This window comes from Patulibacter minatonensis DSM 18081 (assembly GCF_000519325.1).
Lineage (GTDB): Bacteria > Actinomycetota > Thermoleophilia > Solirubrobacterales > Solirubrobacteraceae > Patulibacter > Patulibacter minatonensis.
This window is the reverse complement of record NZ_KI912613.1, coordinates 3,634,685-3,653,632: the sequence shown is the minus strand read 5'-3', so window position 1 is coordinate 3,653,632 and position 18,948 is coordinate 3,634,685. Positions and strand designations below refer to the sequence as shown.

The following is an 18,948-nucleotide window of genomic DNA, read 5'->3' as shown; positions in this document are numbered from 1 at the left end:
CGGCGGGTGCCTCGGGGATCCGGCCGCCGGTCAGGGCCTCGGACGCCATCACGGCCGCCCGTCCGCGGTCGGCGCCGGCGCGCAGCGCGACGGGGTCGGTCTCCAGGCGGCCCACGATCGGCCCCTCGGGGGCGATCACGAGCGCGCGACCGGCCTCGACGAGGTCCTCCAAGAGCGTGGCGTCGTCGTACGGGGTCGTGCCGTCGGCGACCATCGACGCCGCGAGCCGCGGGTCCCAGCGGGCCAGCAGGCGTCCCTCGAAGGAGCGCTGCACGACGCCGGCCCGCGTGAGGTTCGGGGTCGGCCGGGTGGAGAGGACCACGAGGTGGGTCGCGCCCAGGGCGAGCGGGGTCCGGCACGGGATCGGCTCGTGCAGCAGCGGGTCGCACCAGGCGTGCTCGCCGTGGACGACGGGCGGGCCGCCGAAGACCGGGACGCGGCACGAGGCGCGCAGGCGCTCGAAGAGGCCTTCGCGGTCCTGCGGGTCGGGCATCGCGACGACGTGCTGCTCCGCCAGGTCGTAGGCGAGCGCGTGGAAGGTCGGACGGCTGCGGTGCAGGGCCTCGAAGTCGAGCGGCCGCACGTGGGTCATGACCTCGTCGATCAGGTCGTCGAGGTGCAGCAGCGGACCCCCGCGGAGGTAGCGGCGCCAGCAGACGAAGCGGCGCTCGGGGAGGTCCTCGAAGTAGATCGGCAGACCGGCGTCGGCCTGTCCGGCGAGGAAGTACGCGCCGTTGAGCGCGCCGGCGGAGGAGCCGTAGACGTGGTCGAACAGCCGCGCGCCGTCGAGCTCCTGCAGCGCGGCGACCATCCCGGCGGACACGACGCCGCGCATCCCGCCGCCCTCGATGCAGAGCGCGACCTTGTACGGGTCGGGGTGCCCGGCGCGTCGGCGCTCCAGCACTCGGGTGATGTCGTCCACGTTCACATGATCGACACCCGCGAACGGTTCATCTATGTCCAGCCGGACAGGATCGTCCGTGCGTTGATCGTCGGAGAACAGCGGCATCTGCAGGAGAGCATGTACCCCGGAAGCCGCATCCGCTCCCTCCCCGGCCCGTGGAGGTCGTCACACGGGCACGCGAGGGCCCGTCGCCCGGGCGATCGCGCGAGTGGCAACACGCCATTCAGTCGCTAGATTCTTCTAGTGACTGTACGATTGCCCGATGTCCTCCTCCCCTCCTGCGCGGGCCGCGGCGCCGGGCGCCTCGGACCCGATCGACCGGGACACCTGGATCGTCGCCGGCGTCGTGATGATCGGTGCGGTCATGTCGATCCTCGACACGACGATCATCAACGTCGCGATCGACCGCCTCGCGTCCGACTTCGACTCCACGATCACGACGATCCAGTGGGTCGTCACCGGCTACACGCTCGCCTTGGCGGCGGTGATCCCGCTCACCGGCTGGGCGTCCGACCGCTTCGGGACGAAGCGGATCTACCTCTGGTCGCTCGTGCTCTTCATGGCGGGATCGATCCTGTCGGGCCTCGCCTGGAGCGCCGGGTCGCTCATCTTCTTCCGCGTCCTGCAGGGCGTCGGCGGCGGCATGATCATGCCCGCGGTCATGACGATCATGACCAAGAAGGCCGGCCCCCACCGCATGGGCCGGGTCATGGGGGCGCTCGGCGTGCCGATGCTCGTGGCACCGATCGTCGGACCCGTCCTCGGCGGCTGGCTCGTCGACGACGTCTCCTGGCGCTGGATCTTCTTCATCAACGTCCCGATCGGGATCGTCGGCTTCGTCGGGGCGCTCAAGGTGCTCGAGACCGACCGGCCGCAGGGCGCGCACAAGCTCGACTGGATCGGGCTCCTGTTGCTTTCCCCCGGCCTCACGGTCCTGATCTTCGGTCTGGCGGAGTCCTCGAGCGACGGCTTCGGCGCGCTGAAGTCGTGGGGGCCGATCGTCGTCGGCGCCGTGCTCGTGGCCGCGTTCCTGCGCCACAGCTGGACGACGAAGGAGCCGCTGATCGACATCCGCACCTTCGTCGGCACCCGCGCCGGTGCCGCCGCGGGCGTCTTCCTGCTGTTCTCGATCTCGTTCTTCGGTGCGCTGCTGCTCGTGCCGCTCTACTACCAGTCGGTCCGCGGCGAGTCCGCGCTCGGGTCGGGCCTCCTGCTGATCCCGCAGGGCGTCGGCGCGATGATCACGATGCCCATCGCCGGCCGGCTCACCGACCGCTACGGCCCCAACCGCCTCGCGGCGTTCGGCATCCCGCTGCTCGTCGCCGGGATGGCGCCGTTCGCGTTCGTGGACGCCGACACGCCCCTGGCGCTGCTCGCGTCCTTCGGGTTCGTGCTCGGGCTCGGGATGGGCCTCTCGATGATGCCGACGATGACCGCCGCGATGCAGGCCGTCCCGCCGCAGGCGATCGCCCGCACGAGCACCGCGATGAACATCATCCGGCAGTCCGGCGCGTCGATCGGCACGGCGATCGTGTCGGTGATCCTGGCGTCGAACATCAAGGACCGGCTGGGCTCGAAGCTGGAGGGTGCCGGGAGCGGCGGGGGCTTCGAGGCCGTCCACGGCCTCAGCGGTGCCCAGCGGGAGGCGATCGCGGAGCCGCTGGCGAGCGCGTTCGGGGGGACCTTCGCCTGGGCCGTCGCCCTCCTCGCCCTCGCGTTCCTCCCGGCGCTCGGGATGGCGCTCATGAGGTTCCGGCCGGCGGCGGATGCCTCCCCCGGCGCCGCTCCGCCCGTCTTCGCCGAGTAGGCCGGGCCCCGGCCGCACGTGCCGCCGGGCGACCGGGGATCCTCGGGGAGTCCCCGACCCGAGGTCCAGACGATGAGCCCCGCACCCGACGCCCTGCTGACCCCCGAGGCCGCCGCCCGCGCGCTCCGGGGCCAGCCCTTCAGCCGCCTCATCGGCGCGCGGCTGGCCACGATCGCGGGCGGCCGGGCGACGCTCGAGGTCGACGTCCGCGACGAGCTCCGCCAGCAGCAGGGGGTCGTGCACGGCGGCGTCCTCGCCTACCTCGCCGACAACGCGCTGACGTTCGCCGGCGGCTCCGTCCTCGGGCCCGCGGTGCTGACCGCCGGCATGACGATCGACTACGTGCGGCCGGGCCGCACCGGCACGCTCAGCGCCAGGGCGACCGTCGTGCACGCCACCGCCCGGCAGACCGTCTGCCGGTGCGAGGTCGTCGAGGTCGCGGAGGACGGCACCGAGACCGTGTGCGCCGTCGCCCAGGGGACGATCCGCTCGGTGCGGCCACCGGCCTGAGCGCGCCGCGCCGCCACCCGCGCCGCCGGACCCGCCCGACCCCGCGTGCCCCGGACGGTCGTCCTCGGGCGGCGGTCGCGGCGCAGACGTCCGCGGCGTCCGCCACCGTTCCGGGTGGATGTCGCACCTCCGACCACCGACGCGCGAGACCGATCCGGCGGCGACGGCCACCCGCGTCCGCCCCGGCGCGTCGGCGGCCGCGCCGGCAGGCGACCCCGCGGCGCGCACCACTGCACCCGACCCCGCGTGGGCGCCCGAGGCCCTGCGCCCGGGCTGGTGGCGGGACGGCGTGCTCTACCAGGTGTACCCGCGGTCGTTCCTCGACACCGACGGCGACGGCCACGGCGACCTCCCGGGCGTCGCCGCACGCCTGCCCTACCTGCGACGCCTCGGGGTGTCCGGGATCTGGATGACCCCGATCACGGCCAGTCCGGACGCGGACTGGGGCTACGACGTCTCCGACTACCTGGCCGTCCACCCCGACTTCGGCACGTCGGAGGACGCACGGGAGCTGTTCGCGCAGGCGCACGAGCAGGGCGTCGGCGTGCTCCACGACGTCGTCCCGAACCACACCTCCGATCGGCACCCGTGGTTCGTCGACGCGTGCTCGTCCCGCGACGCGCGGTTCCGCGACTTCTACGTGTGGGCGGACGCCCGGCCGGACGGGTCGCCGCCGAACAACTGGGTCTCGATGTTCGGCGGGCCCGCCTGGCGGTGGCACGCGCCGACCGGGCAGTACTACCTCCACAACTTCACGCCACGGCAGCCGGACCTCAACTGGTGGGACCCGCGCGTCCGCCGGGCGTTCCGCACGATCCTGCGCCACTGGACCGGTCTGGGCGTCGACGGGTTCCGCATCGACGTCTGCCAGGCGATCGTCAAGGACCGCGAGCTGCGGGACAACCCGCCCGCGACCGCCGAGGACCGCACGAACGTCCGGCTCCGCGGGCAGCGGCCGGTCTACTCGATGAACCGGCCGGAGGTCCACGACGTCCTGCGCGACTGGCGCGCCCTCGTCGACCGACACCCGCGGCGGCCGATCCTGCTCGGCGAGACCAACACGCACGACCTGCAGGCGCTGTCGCGCTACTACGGCGCCGCGGGCGCGGGGCCCGGCAGCGAGCTGCACATGGCGTTCAACTTCCGCTTCATGGGCCAGCCGTACGAGGCCGGGCCGCTGCGGTCGATCGTCGCCGAGACCGAGCGGGTGCTGCCGGCGCACGCCCAGCCGGTCTGGACGCTGTCGAACCACGACGGGTCCCGGTACGTCACCCGGTGGCTCGGCGGCGACCAGCGGCGGGTGCGCGGCGCGCTGCTCCTGCTGATGAGCCTGCGGGGCACGGCGATGCTCTACTACGGCGACGAGCTCGGGCTCGGCGACGCGCCGCCCGTCCCGCTCGCCGACGCCCGCGACCCGCTCGCCCACGGCGGGCTGCCCGGCAAGGACAGCCGCGACCCGTGCCGCGCCCCGATGCCGTGGGACGACGCGCCGCACGCCGGCTTCACCACCGGCACCCCGTGGCTCCCCGCCCACGACCCCCGGGTCACCTCGGTCGCCGCCCAGGAGCGCGACCCCGACTCGCACCTGAGGTTCACGACCGACCTGATCGCGCTGCGCCGCGCCCGGCCCGAGCTGCACCGCGCCCCGATGGAGCTGCCGGTGCTCGCGGACGGCGTCCTGACGCTCCGGCGCGGCCCGCTCGACTGCCACGTGAACCTCTCGGGCACCGACGTGCGGCTGCCCGGTGGCCACGTGCTGCTGGCGACCGACCGCGCGGACGACGGGACGACCCCGGACGCGCTGCGGCTCGCCCCGTGGCAGGGCGCGGTGGTCGAGCGGCGCTGACCGGGCGACGGTCAGGCCCTGCCGCCCGCCGGGTCCTGCGGAGGGGCCGTGCCCGGGACGGCGACCCCGGCGGCGCCGTTCGCCGTCGCGGCGTGGACCACGCCGGCCCGCGGCACCGGCACGTCGATCCGGACCAGCGCGCCGCCGCGGTCGGTGTCGAGCAGGGACGTCGTGCCGCCGGCCTCCTGGACGCGCTCGTCGATGGTCGCCAGCCCGACGTGCCCGCGTTCGGCCGCGTCCTCGACGAGCCGGCGGTCGAAGCCCACGCCGTCGTCGGCGATCTCGAGGCGCAGACCGTCCGGGGTCGAGACGACGCTGACGTGCGCGGCGGTCGCGGTGGCGTGCCGGACGACGTTCGTCAGCAGCTCGCGCGCGACCCGGACGATCAGGCCGTCGCGGTGCCCCTCGGCCGCGGGGTCGACGTGCAGCACGATCCGCGGGCCGCGCCTTCGGGCCTCGACGTCGGTGGCGATCTGCCCGAGCGCCGCCCGCAGCCCGCCCTCGACCAGCGGCGCGCGGTCGTCGAGGTCGAGCTCGTCGAGCACGTACTGCAGCGCCGCGTCGGCCTCGTCGAGCGCCTGGAGCGCGAGGCCCGCGCCGTCCGGATCGCCGTCCGCGGCCTCGATCAGGTCCTGCCGGGCGGCCAGGAGGAGCTGCAGCGCGTCGTCGTGGAGGTCGGCGGCCAGTCGCCGCCGCTCGCCCTCCTCCCCCTCCAGCATCCGCTGCACCGACCGGTTGCGCCGGAGCGCGGCGTCCCGCAGCTGGGACGCGAGGATCTTCCCGGCCGTCGCGAGCACCATGCCGACGGAGGCGGCCCAGACGCCGGCGAGGGCCGCCGGGGTGCCCGCCGGCCCGAGGTCGTGGTACGCCGCGAGCCCTCCGACGATGCCGACGTCGATCGCGAGGAGCAGGCCCGGTCCGGCGACGAACGCCCACGCGACCGGCAGCATCATGCCGATCGGCAGCAGGAAGCGCTGGGTGTCCGGCCCCACCACCGACCACAGCCACACGATCGGGATCGTGTCGATCGCGACGAGCAGGAGCAGCACCGGCGCGCGGATCGGACGCGTGACCAGCACGGCCGTCGTCGCGGCGCCGACGACGATCACCGCGAGGCCCGCGAGCCCCCAGCCCGGATCGTTGCCGCCGGCGATCAGCGCCACCGCGAACCCGGCGAGCGCGCCCACCATGCGGCAGACCGCGATGACGCGCCGGACGCCCCGGACGCCCGCGAGCGCGGTGCGGGGGTCCTCCCCGTCGGGGGCCCGGAGGTCGCGGACCTTCACGACGACGACGCCGCGGGCCGGGTCCTCCACCTCGAGCCGAGCGCCGGCACCGGCCACCCGCAGGGCCAGGACCCGGTGGCGCTCATCGGTGTCCTCGGGATCGCGGACCGGGGGTGGCGTCGCGACGACGCGGATCACGGCGCCCCGTCCGTCGGGGACGACGTCGATCGCGACCGTGGTGCTGTCCGGCGTCGCGACCACGGTGAGCGCGTCGCGGACGATCGACACGAGCAGCGCGTCGAACCGGCGGTCCCGCGCCGTGCCGACCGCCAGGTGGGTCCGCGCCGTCGGCGCGCGCCGGGCGACCAGGTCGACGAGCGGCCCGTCGAGGCCGCGGGGCCGGCCCGACGGGGCGTGGAGCTCCGAGACCACCGAGCGGACGCGGACCGACGCGGCGCCGACCCGGTCCGCCAGCTCGTGCAGCACCGCGGAGGTCGGCGACGCGGGATCCCGCAGCGCCTGCCGGACCCGGGCGATCGGGGCGACGACGGTCGTCCGGAGCTCCGGTCCGATCCCGTCCCGCACCTGCCGTCCCGGGGCCCGCAGCGCCGCGACCGAGTCGTCGATCTGCGCGAGGCGCCGGAGCAGGATCCCGCGCTGGCGCCCGACGGCGATCGCCACGATCACGGCCCAGACCCCCTCGACGGCGAACACGGCGAGCTCCGCGCCCCACCCGACGACGAGGCCGAAACCCCCGATGCCGACGACGCCGAGGACGACGATCGCCCGGGGGCCCGCAACGACGGCCGCCGCGATCGGCAGCACCATCACGATGAAGACGACGTACGAGTCCGCGCCGCCGCTCAGGCCGATCGCCACCATCAGGAGCGCGGCGTCGAGGATCAGCGGGCCGAGCGCCCGTGGGTCGTCGTCCCCGACGGTGGCGCGCAGGAGCCACCGGGCGGTCCACGCCGTCTCCGCGAACCCCACCGCCGCGAGCAGCACCAGCGGCAGCGTCTGGACGTCGGGCGACAGCAGGCCGAGGAGCAGCGCGATCGCGACCGTCATCGGCCGGATCACCGAGAGCATGAGCCGGGCGACGCGCGAGCCGCGTCCCGCGAGGTCCGCGCCCTCGGGTGCCGCGCGGCGGACCCACGCGTCGCTGAAGGCGGGAGGCACGGCCTCAGAGCCTAGATCGGATGCGCGACGCCCCGCCCGATCCGTCGGCGAGGATCCGATCCCGGGTGGTTCAGGCCGGTGACGGGCTCCCCGGGGAGGCCGACGCGGCCGCGGGGCCTGTCCGTCCCTCGTCGTGGACGCCTGCGGCGCCCAGGAGCTCCTCGACGTCGAGGCCGGAGACGGCGTCCAGGAGCGCCCGCACCACCGGGGTCGCCGGCCCCGCCGCGGCCGTCACGAGCGTGATCGTCGGCTCGATCACCGGGTCGACGATCGACCGGACGCGCACGTCCGCAGGGAGCCGCTGCCCGGACAACCAGGTCCGGCCGAGCACCGTCGCCCAGCCCTCGCGGACGAACCCGAGGAGGGCGGGGAGCGCGTCGGCCTCCGCCACGGGGCGGACCGTCGCGCCGGCGCGGCGGAACACGTCGTCGAGGATCGTCCGCTGCTGCATCTCGGGGGTCAGCAGGCACAGCGGCAGCCCGCCGACCGTCCCCCAGGACACCGGTCCGGGCGGGTCGTCGTCGCGGCCGCCGACCAGCACGAAGCGCTCCCGGTAGAGCGCGGTGCTCCGGACGCCGGCGAGGCCGTCGTCCTCGTAGACCAGCGCGGCGTCGAGCTCGTGCCGCGCGACCCGCCCCAGGAGGTCGCGCCCCGACGACGTCCGGATCTCGGTGCGGACGCCGGGGTGGGCGCGGAGCAGCGGGGCGACGAGCGCGGGCGCCGCCGCGACGGCGGTCGGCACCGTGCCGAGCCGCAGCGTCGCCGTCAGTCGTCCGCGCAGCCGCGAGGCCTCGGCCTCGATGTCGTCGACGCCGCGGACGGTCGCGCGGGCGCGGTCGACGAGGGCCTCCCCCGCCTCCGTCAGCCCGACGGTGCTGCCGCCGCCGCGCTCGACGAGCCGCACGCCGAGCTCGGCCTCGAGCCGGCGGATCGCCATCGAGAGCGCGGGCTGCGACACGTGGCAGGCCGCGGCGGCGCGGCCGAAGTGGCGCTCGGTGGAGAGCGCGACGAAGAACCGCAGGTGCCGGACGTTCACGCGTCATCACGATAGCTGATCGAACGGTCACCACTTGATATTGGATCCGAACGGTCGTGGTCGGCATGCTCCGTCGCCGCGATGCCCCTGCCGACGGTCCCTCCCCACCTGCCGCCCCTCGCCCGGATGGGCCTCGGCGTGTTCTGCAGCGCGGCGCTCGTCGCGGCGCTGGGGCGGACGCTCGGCTCCCCGCTCCTGATCGCGCCGTTCCTCTCGACGGCCGCGCTGAAGCACAGCGCTCCGCACCTCCCCGGCGTCGCGCCGCGGCGGGTGGTCGGCGGACATCTCGTCGGTGCGTGCGTCGGCGTGGCGGTCTTCGCCGGTCTCGGGGGCGGCGCGCTCGCGGTGGCCCTCGCCGCCTCGGTCGCCGCGGTGGCGATGATGTGCCTCGACGTCCTGCACGCCCCGGCCGTCGCGACCGCGGCCGTGGCGATCCAGCACCAGGGCGACCTCTGGTTCCCGCTGACCGTCGTCCTGCTCGGCGCCGCGACGCTCGTGGCGACCACGATGGTGCTGTCGCCGCTGCTGCACGGGCAGCGGTACCCGGTGCGGCGGCCGGCGCTCGAGGCGGCGCCGAACAGCTGACCGGGCCACCGTCCCGTCAGTCGATGCTGCAGAGGTCCTGGGCGCCGCTCCAGGAGAACCACCGGCCGAGCTTCCCTCCCGGGCGGGACGGCACCCGTACCTCGAGCCGGCGGTACGTCTTGCGTCCGCCGGTCGTGCAGGTGCCCAACCGGCCGGCTCGGAGCTGCGCCCGGACGGACCCCCGGTAGTAGCCGCCCTGGGGCTTGTAGATGAACGTCCGCCCGCGTCCGGTCGCGGTGCGCGACCCCCAGTGCTTCCACCGGATCTTCACGATCAGCCCGCTCGGGACGCCCCCGTTGTAGATGATCCGCGGGCGCGAGGCCCCCCATCCCTTCCCGTTCGGCATGAGCCCCGGCGCGCCGAGCACGGTCCCACCGGGCGTCGGGTCGCACATGCCCAGCTCCTCGCCGACGCGGTCGGGGAGCGCCGGGGAGACGGCCCGGCAGTAGTTGAATCCGCTGACGGTGGTCACGACCGTCCACGTGCCGCCGACGATGCGGTAGAGCGTCCGGCCCTCGGCCATCGAACACGCACCCGACCTGTACGACAATCCCCACGTCGGGTCCAGCTCGGACACGCGGCCCTCGAGGTCGGTCCCTGCGACGGGCGACGTCCCGTCCTCGTCCGTCAGGCACTGCGGACCGTCGCCGACGTTGTTGGCGGCGGCGAACGCGGCGAGCTCCTTAGGCGTGGCGTCGCGTGCGGCGAGCGCCCCGGACGGCGTCACGATCAGCGCGAGCAGCGAGAGGCCGAGCACCGCGACGGGGCGTCGACGTAGGCGACGACGTCGCGGTCCGGTGGCCGGTCGGGAGACGATCCTGTCCATGGCCGGACTCTAGGCCGTGGCCGCAGGCCCGTCATCGGCCGGATGGCGGATCCGCCGGACCGATGGTGGTCCATCCGACGCCGTTCGCCGACCCGGAGGTGACGTTCGTCATCGCGACGCGGGGACATCGGGTTCTGGTCACCGAGAGCGCCGGACGGCACGATCGTCGCACCGGCCGGATCCCCGGCCCCGACGAGCACCGGGAGCCCCATGCCCGCGTCATCCGAGAACCAGCTGATCGAGGCCTACATCGCCGCCCGCGCCGCGGGTGACGTGGCCGGCATCGTCGCGTGCGTCACCGACGACCTCCGCTGGGAGCGCAACGGCTTCCCGGTGGCGGACGGGTGCGACGCCTTCCGCACCCGCCTGACCGCCGAGCTCCCGACCGGGCGGGCCCGCTCCTCGGTCGACCGGCTGTTCGCGGGGCCGGGCTGCGGCTTCACCGTCGGCGGCGGACGCCTCCGGTCGCCCGACGGCGGACCGCCACGGCCCTTCCGGCGGGTCGAGGCGTTCGTCATCGACGCCGGCAGGATCTCGGTGCTCCGCACGACGGACTCCGCGGCCTGACCCGGCGACCGCGAGCGCGAGGCCACGGTCGTCGCCGGACCGGGCCCGGAACGACGAAGGACCCGCCGGTGCGGGTCCTTCGTTCCTCAGTCGGGGAGACAGGATTTGAACCTGCGACCGCCCGGCCCCCAGCCGGGTGCGCTACCAGACTGCGCCACTCCCCGAGGACGCGGAAGGCTACCGCAGCGGGCGCTCGGCGGTCGGCCGACCGGTCGGGCGCCGAGAGCCCCCGGTTCGCCGCCGCTTACCCGCCTGCTCCCGAACCCTTAGGAACTCCAGAGGTCACCCCACCCTCGTGCCAAGGAACGGGTGGTTCTATGGATGACACCGCAGGACGAAGAGCCACCGAGGAGCCACCGAATGCCGAACACCGCCCGCACCGTTTCCACCCGCCGCACCAGCTGATGGAACCGCCAAGACCCCCGCGTCCGCAGCAGTAGGGCGGGCGCGGGATACCCAGGCGGCAGCTGCAGGAACGACGAAGGCCCCGGTCACCGACCGGGGCCTTCGTCGCATCGGGCCGCCGGCCGCCGGTGGGTCGGCCGGGCCGGAAGGAGCGGGCGACGGGAATCGAACCCGCCCTAAGAGCTTGGAAGGCTCCTGTGCAACCACAACACCTCGCCCGCGAGGAGGTCGCAGTCTAGCCAGGAGGGCGCCGGGTAGGCTCGCCGGATGGCCGACCTGGCGTTCCTCGGGCCCGAGGGCACCTTCACCCACCGCGCGGCGATCGACCTCGCCCGGGCCGGCGAGCGGCTCGTCGCCCTCGACCACGCCGACGAGGTCATCGCCGCGGTCACGGGCGGATCGGCGGACGGCGCGGTGATCGCCTTCGAGAACAGCCTCGACGGCCCGGTCGCCGCGAACCTCGACCTCCTGATCGCCACCGACGAGGACGTCGTGATCGTCGCCGAGCGCGTGATCCCCGTCGCCTTCGACCTGTGGCGCCTGCCCGGCGACGACGCGCCGCTCACGGGCGTGGTCTCCCACGCCGTCGGGCTGGCGCAGTGCCAGACCTTCATCCGCCGGCACGGGCTGCAGACGCGCGCGGCGAGCTCCAACGCCGTCGCCTGCCGGGAGGTCGCCGAGGAGGCCCGGCCCGGCTGGGCCGCGCTCGCCGGGCCCGACGCGGGTGCCCAGTTCGGCCTCGTGGCGACCGAGCGCGGCATCCGGGACGACGAGCGCGCCTCGACCCGGTTCCTGCGCCTCGGCCACGAGAGCCCCGCCGCGACGGGCCGCGACCGCTCCGCGTTCGTGCTCTTCCCCGACCAGAACCGCGCCGGCAGCCTCGTGTCCCTGCTGCAGGAGTTCTCCGGCCGCGGCGTGAACATGACGGCGATCAAGTCGCGGCCGACGAAGGAGCTGCTGGGCGAGTACGTGTTCTTCGTCGAGGTCGAGGGGCACCTCCACGACGCCCGCGTGCGCGACGCGACGGTCGGGCTGCTCGAGCGCACCGCCGACGTCCGCTTCCTCGGGTCCTACCCCGAGGACCCGACCCGGCCCGAGAAGCGGGGCTCCGCCGGCGACGGCGACCAGGACCGGCGCCTGGAGCGCATGCTCGCGCGGACGGCGCGCGGATGAGCGGTCCGCGGGTCGGGGTCTGCGGGCTCGGGCTGATCGGCGGCTCCGCGCTCCTCGCGTTGCGTGCGGCCGGGGTCGACGTCCGCGGGTGCGACGTCTGGCCCGACCCGCGCACGTGGTGCGAGGACCTCGGCGTCCCGGCCGACGGATCGCCCGAGGCCACGGCGCGCGCGGTCGACGTGCTGCTGCTCTGCGTCCCGCCGCACGCGACCGCGAAGGTCGCCGCCGCGGCGCTGTCCGCGAACCCCGACCTGGTCGTCGTCGACACCGCGTCGGTGAAGGGGCCCGTCGTCGACGAGGTCCGCGCGCGGGTGCCCGGTGCCGCGGGGCGGTTCCTGCCGGCGCACCCGCTGGCAGGCGCCGAGCGCGGCGGCTTCGCGGCGGCCCGGGCCGACCTGCTCGACGGCGCCACCTGGGCCGTCTGCCCGCCCGCCGACGATCCCGACGGGGTCGCCGACACGACCGCCACCCTGCTGACCGCCGCGCCGGTCCTCGACGCCCTCGGCGCGCGCCTCGTCGCGTGCACGCCCGAGGACCACGACCGGGCGCTGGCCGCCACGAGCCACGCGCCGCACGTCGTGGCGGGGACGCTCGCCGAGCTCGCCGCCGGCCCGCCGGCCGGTGGGCCGCTGGCCGCGGTGCTCTCCGGCGGCGCGCTCAGGGACATGACGCGCGTGGCGGGCGCCCCGTCCGGGCTCTGGGTCGAGATCCTCCACGCCAACGCCACGCCCACCGCCGACGCGCTCGAGGCGGCCGCCGACGGGTTGCGCGCCGCGGCCGCCGCGCTGCGCGCCGGGGAGCACGACGACCTCCAGGCCGCCTGGGACCGCGGTGTGGCGGCGCACGACGCGATCGCCGCGGCCCGGTGGACCGCCCCGTCCTGGGAGCCCGTGGTCGTCGCCGACGGCTGGCCGGGACTGCTGGCGCTGGGCGCCCGCGGCGTCGCGGTGCGGGGCCTCGCCGACGCCGGCGACGGCCGTCTGGTGGGCGAGCGCAGCGGGGCCGGCGCGTAACGCTCGGTGGTGGCCCGCACGGGCTCCCACCCGACCGTCCGGGACGCGACGAGCGGTACGCGCCGAATGCGTCGGATGACGCGGCGGCGGGCCGATCCGGCCCATACGGTACGGACCATGAAGAACACACAGACCCGCCTCATCGCCTTCCCCGTCGCCGCCCTCCTCACGATCACGCTCGCCGCCTGCGGCGGGAACGACGAGAAGCAGGCCGCCGAGAAGATCCAGCAGCAGGGCGTCGAGCTCCAGCAGCAGGGCAAGCAGCTCCAGGAGGACGCCCAGAAGGCCGCCGAGGACGTGCGCTCCGGCAAGCGCTCGGCGGAGGACGTCCAGAAGGAGCTCGAGCAGCGCGCCGGCGAGATCACCGACAAGGCCAAGGACGCCACGAACGACGCGATCGACGCCGCGAAGGAGCAGGGCAACCTCCCCGACGACGCGAAGAAGCAGCTCGAGGACGCCCAGAAGCAGCTCCAGAACGTCGGCAAGTAGCCCGATCCCCCGGGCGGCCGACGGCGGCGGATCAGTCCGCCGGCGCCGTCGCCCCCGACGGCACGGGCGGCGCCACGCGCGGCATCACGAGCGCGAGCACCACCAGGGTCGCGGCCGCCGCGACCGCCAGTCCAAGGAACACGTGCTCCGTCGCGGCCGTCACGGCCGTGCCGAGGTACGTCGCGGCGCGGTCGTCCAGCCCCGCGCCGCCCTGCAGGGTCCGGCTGATCCCGTCGACGTCGGCGGGCAGCTGCGCCCGCAGGTCCTGCGGCGCGTCCCGCAGGTGCGCGTGGAGCGTCGCGTTCGCGATCGCCCCGAACACGGCGGCGCCGAGGCTCTGCCCCAGCACGCGACAGAACATCGCCGTGCTCGTCGCGACCCCGCGGTCCTCCCACCCGACCTCGGTCTGCACCGACACCACCAGCGGGACCGAGAGCAGCCCGCACCCGGCACCCAGCACCAGGCCGACCACCAGCACCGGGACGACCGACGGCTCGTGCGGCAGGAGGACGAACCCCGCGGTCGCGGCGAGGGAGAGCATCGCCCCGAGCATCGCGCTCCGCCGGAACCCGACCCGCAGGTAGAGCCGGGGGGCCAGCGACGACGCGACCGGCCACGCGATCAGGATCGAGGCGAGCAGGAGCCCCGCCACCGCGACGCTCAGGCCCAGCACGAGCTGGCCGTAGACCGGGAGCACGATCGACGGCCCCGCGAAGAGGAGGCCGAGCCCGGCCATGCCGAGGTTCGCGCCCACGAACGCCCTGCGCCGCCACACCCACGGCGGCATCACCGGTTCCTCGGCCCGCCGCTCGACCCGGACCGCGAGGAGCGCCGCGACGGCCGAGGCCGCCAGGATCGCGAGGCTGGGGGCCGACAGCCAGTCCCACGCGGCGCCGCCGCGCAGCAGCGCGAAGACCAGGAGGCCCGCCGACGCGAAGATCAGGGCGGTCCCCAGCGCGTCGATCCGGTGCGCCCGGCGCCGGACGTCCTCGTGCAGGTGCCGCCACACGATCGCCATCGCGACCAGGCCGACCGGCACGTTCAGCACGAAGATCCACCGCCACGACAGCGTCTCGGCGAGCACCCCGCCGAGCACCGGACCGGCGAGCGCCGAGACCGCCCACACGCTCGACAGCCGCGCCTGGATCCTCCCGCGGTCCTCCACCGCGTAGAGGTCGCCCGCGACGGTCTGCACTGTGGCCTGGATCGCCCCCGCCCCCGCGCCCTGGACGGCCCGGAAGACGATCAGCGCCACCATCCCCCACGCGGCCGCGCAGAGCGCCGAGCCCGCGAGGAAGATCGAGACGCCGATCAGGAGCACCGGCTTGCGGCCGTACTGGTCGGCGAGCTTGCCGTACAGCGGGATCGTGACGGTCTGCGTCAGCAGGTAGGCCGAGAAGACCCAGCCGAAGAGCGAGAAGCCGCCGAGGTCGCCGACGACCTGCGGCGCGGCGGTCGCGACGATCGTGCCCTCCAGCGCCGAGAGCGCCAGCGTGGCCATCAGCCCGGCGACGACCCAGCCGCGGCGGGTCGTCGGGGCGTCCTCCCCGGCGACGCTCACGGTCGACGCGCGCCGGTCGCGACGGACGGCGCTGGGCGGGACGGGGGCACCGGGTGATCGTAGGCACCCGCGGTGCCGGCCGCGGGCGGGGTGCCTGCAACGCGCGGCCCACCGCATCCGGGTCCCGCGGTATCACCTGTCCATGCGTTTCTCCTCCGCCTCCGCCGTCGCCCTGACCTGCGGGGCGCTCGCCCTCGCCGGCTGCGGCGGCTCGGGCGACGACGACACCACGACGTCCACCGGATCCGCCGCCTCGACGACCACCGAGGCGCAGGCGCCGGTCGTGACGTCGACCCAGGCGGTCCCGCAGACCACCGTCGTCGTGCCCTCCACGAGCACCGCGACCACTCCGGGTGCCGGCACCGCCACGACGGGCGGGACGAGCGGCGGCACCGCGCCCCCGACCACCACGGTGACGGTCCAGAAGCCGCCGACGGTCGACGGGGACCGCCCGAGCATCTCCGTGCGCGGCGACGGCACGGCCCGGGCGACCGCCGCCGACGAGGGCCAGGCGCAGATCTGGTGCGACGCCGCCCGCCAGGGGTCCTACGACGACCAGCTCGGCGACGCCTCCACGCTCGTCATCTCCGTGCAGGGCAGCGACGCCGTGACCCGCTGCGCGCTCCCGCGCTGACGGGCGAGCCGACGGTCCGAGGGTCCTCTGGGTACCATGTGCGACCCCGAGGGGGGATTGGTGTATCGGTAACACGGCGGTCTCCAAAACCGCAACGGGAGGTTCGATTCCTCCATCCCCCGCCTCTCCAGACGCCCGGTCCCGCCGGGCGTCCTGCGTTCCGGGACCGGGTCCGGCGCCCGGGCGGACCGCCGGTCGACGCCGTAGGCTCGCGCCCATGATGCGCCCAGCCCTCCCCCTGCTCGCGACCGCCGTCCTCCTCGCCGGGTGCGGCGGCGGGGACGACGACCCGACGACCGAGGCCCGCTCACCGTCGACGACCACGGCCCCCGCGACCACCGCCGCGACGACGCCGACGACCACGGCGGCCACTCCCGCCGCCGAGATCGAGTCGGCGCCCGCCGGCAGCGCGGCGCAGGAGAAGGCGACCGCCCGCGACGGCGTCCTCGTCCGGGCCGACCTCCCCGGGACGTGGACGGGCGGCCAGGTCGGCGGGAAGGACGAGGTCGACGGCCCGTGCCCGGCGATCGTCGCCGCCAAGCGCGCCACCTCCGGGCGGGCGCGGACCGAGCTGTTCCGGAAGGGCGACAGCTCGGTCGGCAGCGCCGTCTACCTGTACGAGACGCCGGCGCAGGCGCTCCGCAGCCTGGAGTCGATCAACAGCGACTTCAATCGCGACTGCATCGTGAAGGCGGGCCTCGATCAGGTCCGGGACGCGGCGAAGAAGGCCGGCGGCACCGTCAGCGCGCCGCAGGAGTCGACGCCGGCGCTGACGGGCGGCTCGGGCCCCAGCGCGTACCGGGTGTCGGTGACGGTCCGGGCCGAGGGACGCACCGAGGACGTGTCGATCTCGATCGCCACCTCCCGCGTCGGGCGCGGCCTCGCGCTGCTCGCCCTCGTGGGGGTCGACGACGCCGTGCAGCAGCAGCTGATGACCGCGGCGGTCCGCCGGCTGACGGACGCGCAGGCCGTCGGCCCCTGAGTCGCCCCGCCGCCCCGGGCCGGGGCGGCATCCGCGGCGCCACCGGGCGCGACGGACGCCTGGACGGAAGACCGACGGCCGACAGGAGTCGCCTGGACGATCGATGGACGCCCATCGTGGGCACCCACGCCCGTCTGCGACGGCGATCCGACGCTCGTGCAGGTGGTCCGCGTCGCGCGGCTGGACGATCGAGCGGGCGTCGCCGCCGGGACCGACCCGTACGATCGGGGCATGGCGACGAGACAGGACACCGCGGCGGCGCGCCTCGCCGCCCGGAACGCGGCGATCGCCGACAGCCGCGTGGCCCTGCGTTCATGGTCGGAGCGACCGTCGCAGCTCCTGCCGTGGGTAGGGATCAGCGCCGCGATCGCGGCGATCCTGCTTCTCGCCACGTACATCGTGTCGGTCTCCGCCACGCCCGAGGCGACCAGCGGGTCGCTGATCGCGGCGGACCCGAGCGCCCGCTGGGCCGACTTCTGGTTCATCCTCGGCCGCAACTTCACGGTGCTCCTGCTGCACCTGATGGTCTGCTTCGCGACGTACCTGGTGCGCCGGTCGCTGCCGATCCAGGCCGGCGAGATGTCGGGGGTCCAGGCGTGGATCCACCGCAACGCGGCCACGCCCGCGCTGCTCCTGGTGGTCGCGCTGACGATGTACTCGATCCTGCAGCAGGCGCTGATCCTCGGGCACTCGCTCGCCGATCTCTCCGGCAAGGGGGGGATGACCTCCGCGGAGATCCTCGTCCGCCTGCTCCCTCACGCAGTGCCGGAGCTGATCGCCGTCTTCCTGCCCCTCGCGGCGGCCCTGTGGCTCGAGAGCCGCGACCGCAACCGCGAGCTCCTGGCGGCCGTCGCCGCGTGCGTGATCATCGCCGTGCCGGTCGTGATCGCCTCGGCGTTCGTCGAGGTCGTCATCGCCTCGGACTTCTTCTGAGCCGCGCGCTCACGGCTCCGCGGGCGACGGGTCCTCGAGCATCCGGTCCGCCCCGGCGCGCCACCCCGCCGGGACCATCGCGACGAGCAGCACCAGCAGCGCGACGAGCGGGAGCGTCCAGCCGCCGCTGAGGTCGTGCAGCGCTCCGGCGCCGAGCGGCCCGCCGGCCGCGATCAGGTAGCCGACGGTCTGCGCCATGCCGGAGAGCTCGCCGGCCCCCTCGGGCGTCCGCGAGCGCAGGACGAACAGCGTCAGCGCGAGGCTGATCCCGGTCCCCTGTCCGAGGCCCAGCACGAGGACCCACGCCAGAGCGCCGTCGGACGGCGCGACGAGCAGCCCCACGAGCCCGATCGCGAAGCAGCCCGCCGCGAACGCGGTCAGGCCCCGTTGCCGTCGCGACCGGGCGGCGAGCACCGGGACGACGAGCGACGCCCCGATGCTCGCGACGCTCATCAGCGCGACGAGCAGCCCGGCGGTCGAGGCGGACGTCCCGTCGTCCTGCAGCAGCGTCGGCAGCCAGGCGGACATCGCGTAGAACTCGAGCGACTGGAGGCCCATGAAGAGCGCGACGGCCCACGCGACCCGGGAGCGCCAGACGCCGCGGGCGTGCGCCGACGCCGCGACCGGCGCGGGCGCGGCCCCGAGCGCCCGAGGCAGCCAGAGCGCGGCGGTGGCCAGCGCGGCCACGGCCCACAGCGCCAGCGCCCCGCGCCAGGAGAGCCCGAGCGCGTCCTGCAGCGGGACGGTCAGCCCCGCGGCGAGCGCCGCGCCGCCGTTGAGCCCCACCGAGTAGACCGCCATCATCGGGCCGGTCCGGTCCGCGAAGTCCCGCTTGACCACCCCGGGCAGGAGGACGTTCGCGATCGCGATGCCGGCGCCCGCGACCGCGGAGCCGGCGAACAGCGCCACCACCGGGGACACGACCCGCAGGGCGATCCCGCCGACGAGCAGCGCCAGCGCGATCAGGAGCGCCCGCTCCAGGCCGACCCGCCGGCCGAGCCGCGGAGCGACGGTCGCGAAGAGCCCGAAGCAGACAAGCGGCAGCGTGGTCAGCAGGCTCGTCGACGCCGCGCTCAGGCCGGTGTCGTCGCGCAGCTGCGGCGCCAGGGGCCCGACGGCCACGAGCGCCGGCCGCAGGTTCAGCGAGAACAGGGCGACCGCGACGCCCAGAAGCAGGAGCTCGCCGCGGACGCCCCGCGGGGCCGCCGCGTCGTCCGGGCGGAGCGACATCCCCTGCATCGTGGCACGGGCGGCCGCGGGTCCGGGTGGCAC

At 75.4% G+C, this 18,948-nt stretch carries 17 protein-coding genes and 3 tRNA genes; 12 read left to right on the top strand and 8 right to left on the bottom strand.

From position 1 onward, the window contains the following. Window positions 1–922, bottom strand: a 922-nt coding sequence (locus PATMI_RS31035) for a patatin-like phospholipase family protein (RefSeq protein WP_169738387.1), incomplete at its 3' end; no start/stop codon positions are given. A gap of 244 nt (window positions 923–1,166) precedes the next feature. Here PATMI_RS31035 and PATMI_RS0116990 point away from each other — a divergent pair. The 3 genes from PATMI_RS0116990 to PATMI_RS0116980 all read left to right on the top strand — a co-directional run bounded on the left by PATMI_RS0116990 (window position 1,167) and on the right by PATMI_RS0116980 (window position 5,067). Continuing rightward, window positions 1,167–2,711, top strand: a complete 1,545-nt coding sequence (locus PATMI_RS0116990) for a DHA2 family efflux MFS transporter permease subunit (RefSeq protein ID WP_026911744.1) — start codon at window positions 1,167–1,169, stop codon at window positions 2,709–2,711. A 72-nt stretch (window positions 2,712–2,783) separates the two neighbouring features. After that, window positions 2,784–3,221: a PaaI family thioesterase gene (locus PATMI_RS0116985; RefSeq protein WP_026911743.1), complete on the top strand. Its 438-nt coding sequence runs from the start codon at window positions 2,784–2,786 to the stop codon at window positions 3,219–3,221. Window positions 3,222–3,339: 118 nt separating this feature from the next. Then, window positions 3,340–5,067: an alpha-amylase family glycosyl hydrolase gene (locus tag PATMI_RS0116980; RefSeq protein WP_084270023.1), complete on the top strand. Its 1,728-nt coding sequence runs from the start codon at window positions 3,340–3,342 to the stop codon at window positions 5,065–5,067. Window positions 5,068–5,078: 11 nt separating this feature from the next. Here PATMI_RS0116980 and PATMI_RS34855 read toward each other — a convergent pair whose 3' ends face one another. Together PATMI_RS34855 and PATMI_RS31025 are read right to left on the bottom strand one after the other, a co-directional pair. Further along, complete coding sequence (locus tag PATMI_RS34855) at window positions 5,079–7,472, bottom strand: sensor histidine kinase (RefSeq protein ID WP_051471894.1); 2,394 nt, start codon at window positions 7,470–7,472, stop codon at window positions 5,079–5,081. Window positions 7,473–7,542: 70 nt separating this feature from the next. After that, window positions 7,543–8,508 carry a LysR family transcriptional regulator gene (locus PATMI_RS31025; protein ID WP_051471893.1) on the bottom strand — a complete coding sequence of 322 codons (966 nt, stop codon included), beginning with the start codon at window positions 8,506–8,508 and terminating at the stop codon, window positions 7,543–7,545. Window positions 8,509–8,589: 81 nt separating this feature from the next. Here PATMI_RS31025 and PATMI_RS34850 point away from each other — a divergent pair, with 81 nt between their 5' ends. Then, the gene (locus PATMI_RS34850; protein ID WP_084270022.1) at window positions 8,590–9,093 is read left to right on the top strand and encodes an HPP family protein; all 504 of its coding nucleotides are present in this window, start codon (window positions 8,590–8,592) and stop codon (window positions 9,091–9,093) included. Window positions 9,094–9,109: 16 nt separating this feature from the next. On the opposite strand, the gene PATMI_RS0116955 is transcribed toward PATMI_RS34850, so the two are convergent. Continuing rightward, window positions 9,110–9,919, bottom strand: coding sequence for a hypothetical protein (locus PATMI_RS0116955; protein WP_157260822.1), 810 nt, complete (start codon window positions 9,917–9,919; stop codon window positions 9,110–9,112). Between the two features lie 210 nt (window positions 9,920–10,129). Between PATMI_RS0116955 and PATMI_RS0116950 the strand changes: the two genes are divergently transcribed. Further along, the gene (locus tag PATMI_RS0116950) at window positions 10,130–10,486 is read left to right on the top strand and encodes a nuclear transport factor 2 family protein (protein WP_026911740.1); all 357 of its coding nucleotides are present in this window, start codon (window positions 10,130–10,132) and stop codon (window positions 10,484–10,486) included. A 90-nt stretch (window positions 10,487–10,576) separates the two neighbouring features. Here the strand turns inward: PATMI_RS0116950 and PATMI_RS0116945 are convergent. Further along, window positions 10,577–10,650, bottom strand: a tRNA-Pro gene (locus tag PATMI_RS0116945). A 391-nt stretch (window positions 10,651–11,041) separates the two neighbouring features. Then, a tRNA-Gly gene (locus PATMI_RS0116940) sits at window positions 11,042–11,112 on the bottom strand. Window positions 11,113–11,158: 46 nt separating this feature from the next. Between PATMI_RS0116940 and pheA the strand changes: the two genes are divergently transcribed. The 3 genes from pheA to PATMI_RS0116925 all read left to right on the top strand — a co-directional run bounded on the left by pheA (window position 11,159) and on the right by PATMI_RS0116925 (window position 13,566). Beyond that, on the top strand, window positions 11,159–12,064 hold the full coding sequence (pheA, locus tag PATMI_RS31010; protein ID WP_051471888.1) for a prephenate dehydratase: 906 nt from the start codon (window positions 11,159–11,161) through the stop codon (window positions 12,062–12,064). Then, entirely contained in the window at window positions 12,061–13,077 is a 1,017-nt protein-coding gene (locus tag PATMI_RS31005; RefSeq protein WP_051471886.1) for a prephenate dehydrogenase, read from the top strand. The genes pheA and PATMI_RS31005 overlap by 4 nt, the downstream gene beginning before the upstream one ends. A 117-nt stretch (window positions 13,078–13,194) precedes the next feature. Then, complete coding sequence (locus PATMI_RS0116925; RefSeq protein WP_026911739.1) at window positions 13,195–13,566, top strand: hypothetical protein; 372 nt, start codon at window positions 13,195–13,197, stop codon at window positions 13,564–13,566. Between the two features lie 31 nt (window positions 13,567–13,597). Here PATMI_RS0116925 and PATMI_RS31000 read toward each other — a convergent pair whose 3' ends face one another. After that, window positions 13,598–15,127 (bottom strand): MFS transporter, encoded by a 1,530-nt coding sequence (locus PATMI_RS31000; protein WP_245604186.1) that lies wholly within the window; start codon window positions 15,125–15,127, stop codon window positions 13,598–13,600. Window positions 15,128–15,269: 142 nt separating this feature from the next. Here PATMI_RS31000 and PATMI_RS0116915 point away from each other — a divergent pair, with 142 nt between their 5' ends. From PATMI_RS0116915 to PATMI_RS0116900, 4 genes are all read left to right on the top strand, one after another. Next, window positions 15,270–15,761 carry a hypothetical protein gene (locus tag PATMI_RS0116915; protein WP_026911738.1) on the top strand — a complete coding sequence of 164 codons (492 nt, stop codon included), beginning with the start codon at window positions 15,270–15,272 and terminating at the stop codon, window positions 15,759–15,761. 51 nt (window positions 15,762–15,812) lie between these two features. Next, a tRNA-Trp gene (locus tag PATMI_RS0116910) sits at window positions 15,813–15,883 on the top strand. Between the two features lie 95 nt (window positions 15,884–15,978). Beyond that, window positions 15,979–16,743 (top strand): hypothetical protein, encoded by a 765-nt coding sequence (locus tag PATMI_RS0116905; RefSeq protein WP_026911737.1) that lies wholly within the window; start codon window positions 15,979–15,981, stop codon window positions 16,741–16,743. A 231-nt stretch (window positions 16,744–16,974) separates the two neighbouring features. Beyond that, entirely contained in the window at window positions 16,975–17,676 is a 702-nt protein-coding gene (locus tag PATMI_RS0116900) for a stage II sporulation protein M (protein WP_157260821.1), read from the top strand. Between the two features lie 9 nt (window positions 17,677–17,685). Here the strand turns inward: PATMI_RS0116900 and PATMI_RS30995 are convergent, their stop codons facing one another. Next, complete coding sequence (locus PATMI_RS30995) at window positions 17,686–18,906, bottom strand: CynX/NimT family MFS transporter (protein ID WP_051471884.1); 1,221 nt, start codon at window positions 18,904–18,906, stop codon at window positions 17,686–17,688. Window positions 18,907–18,948: the final 42 nt, after the last annotated feature.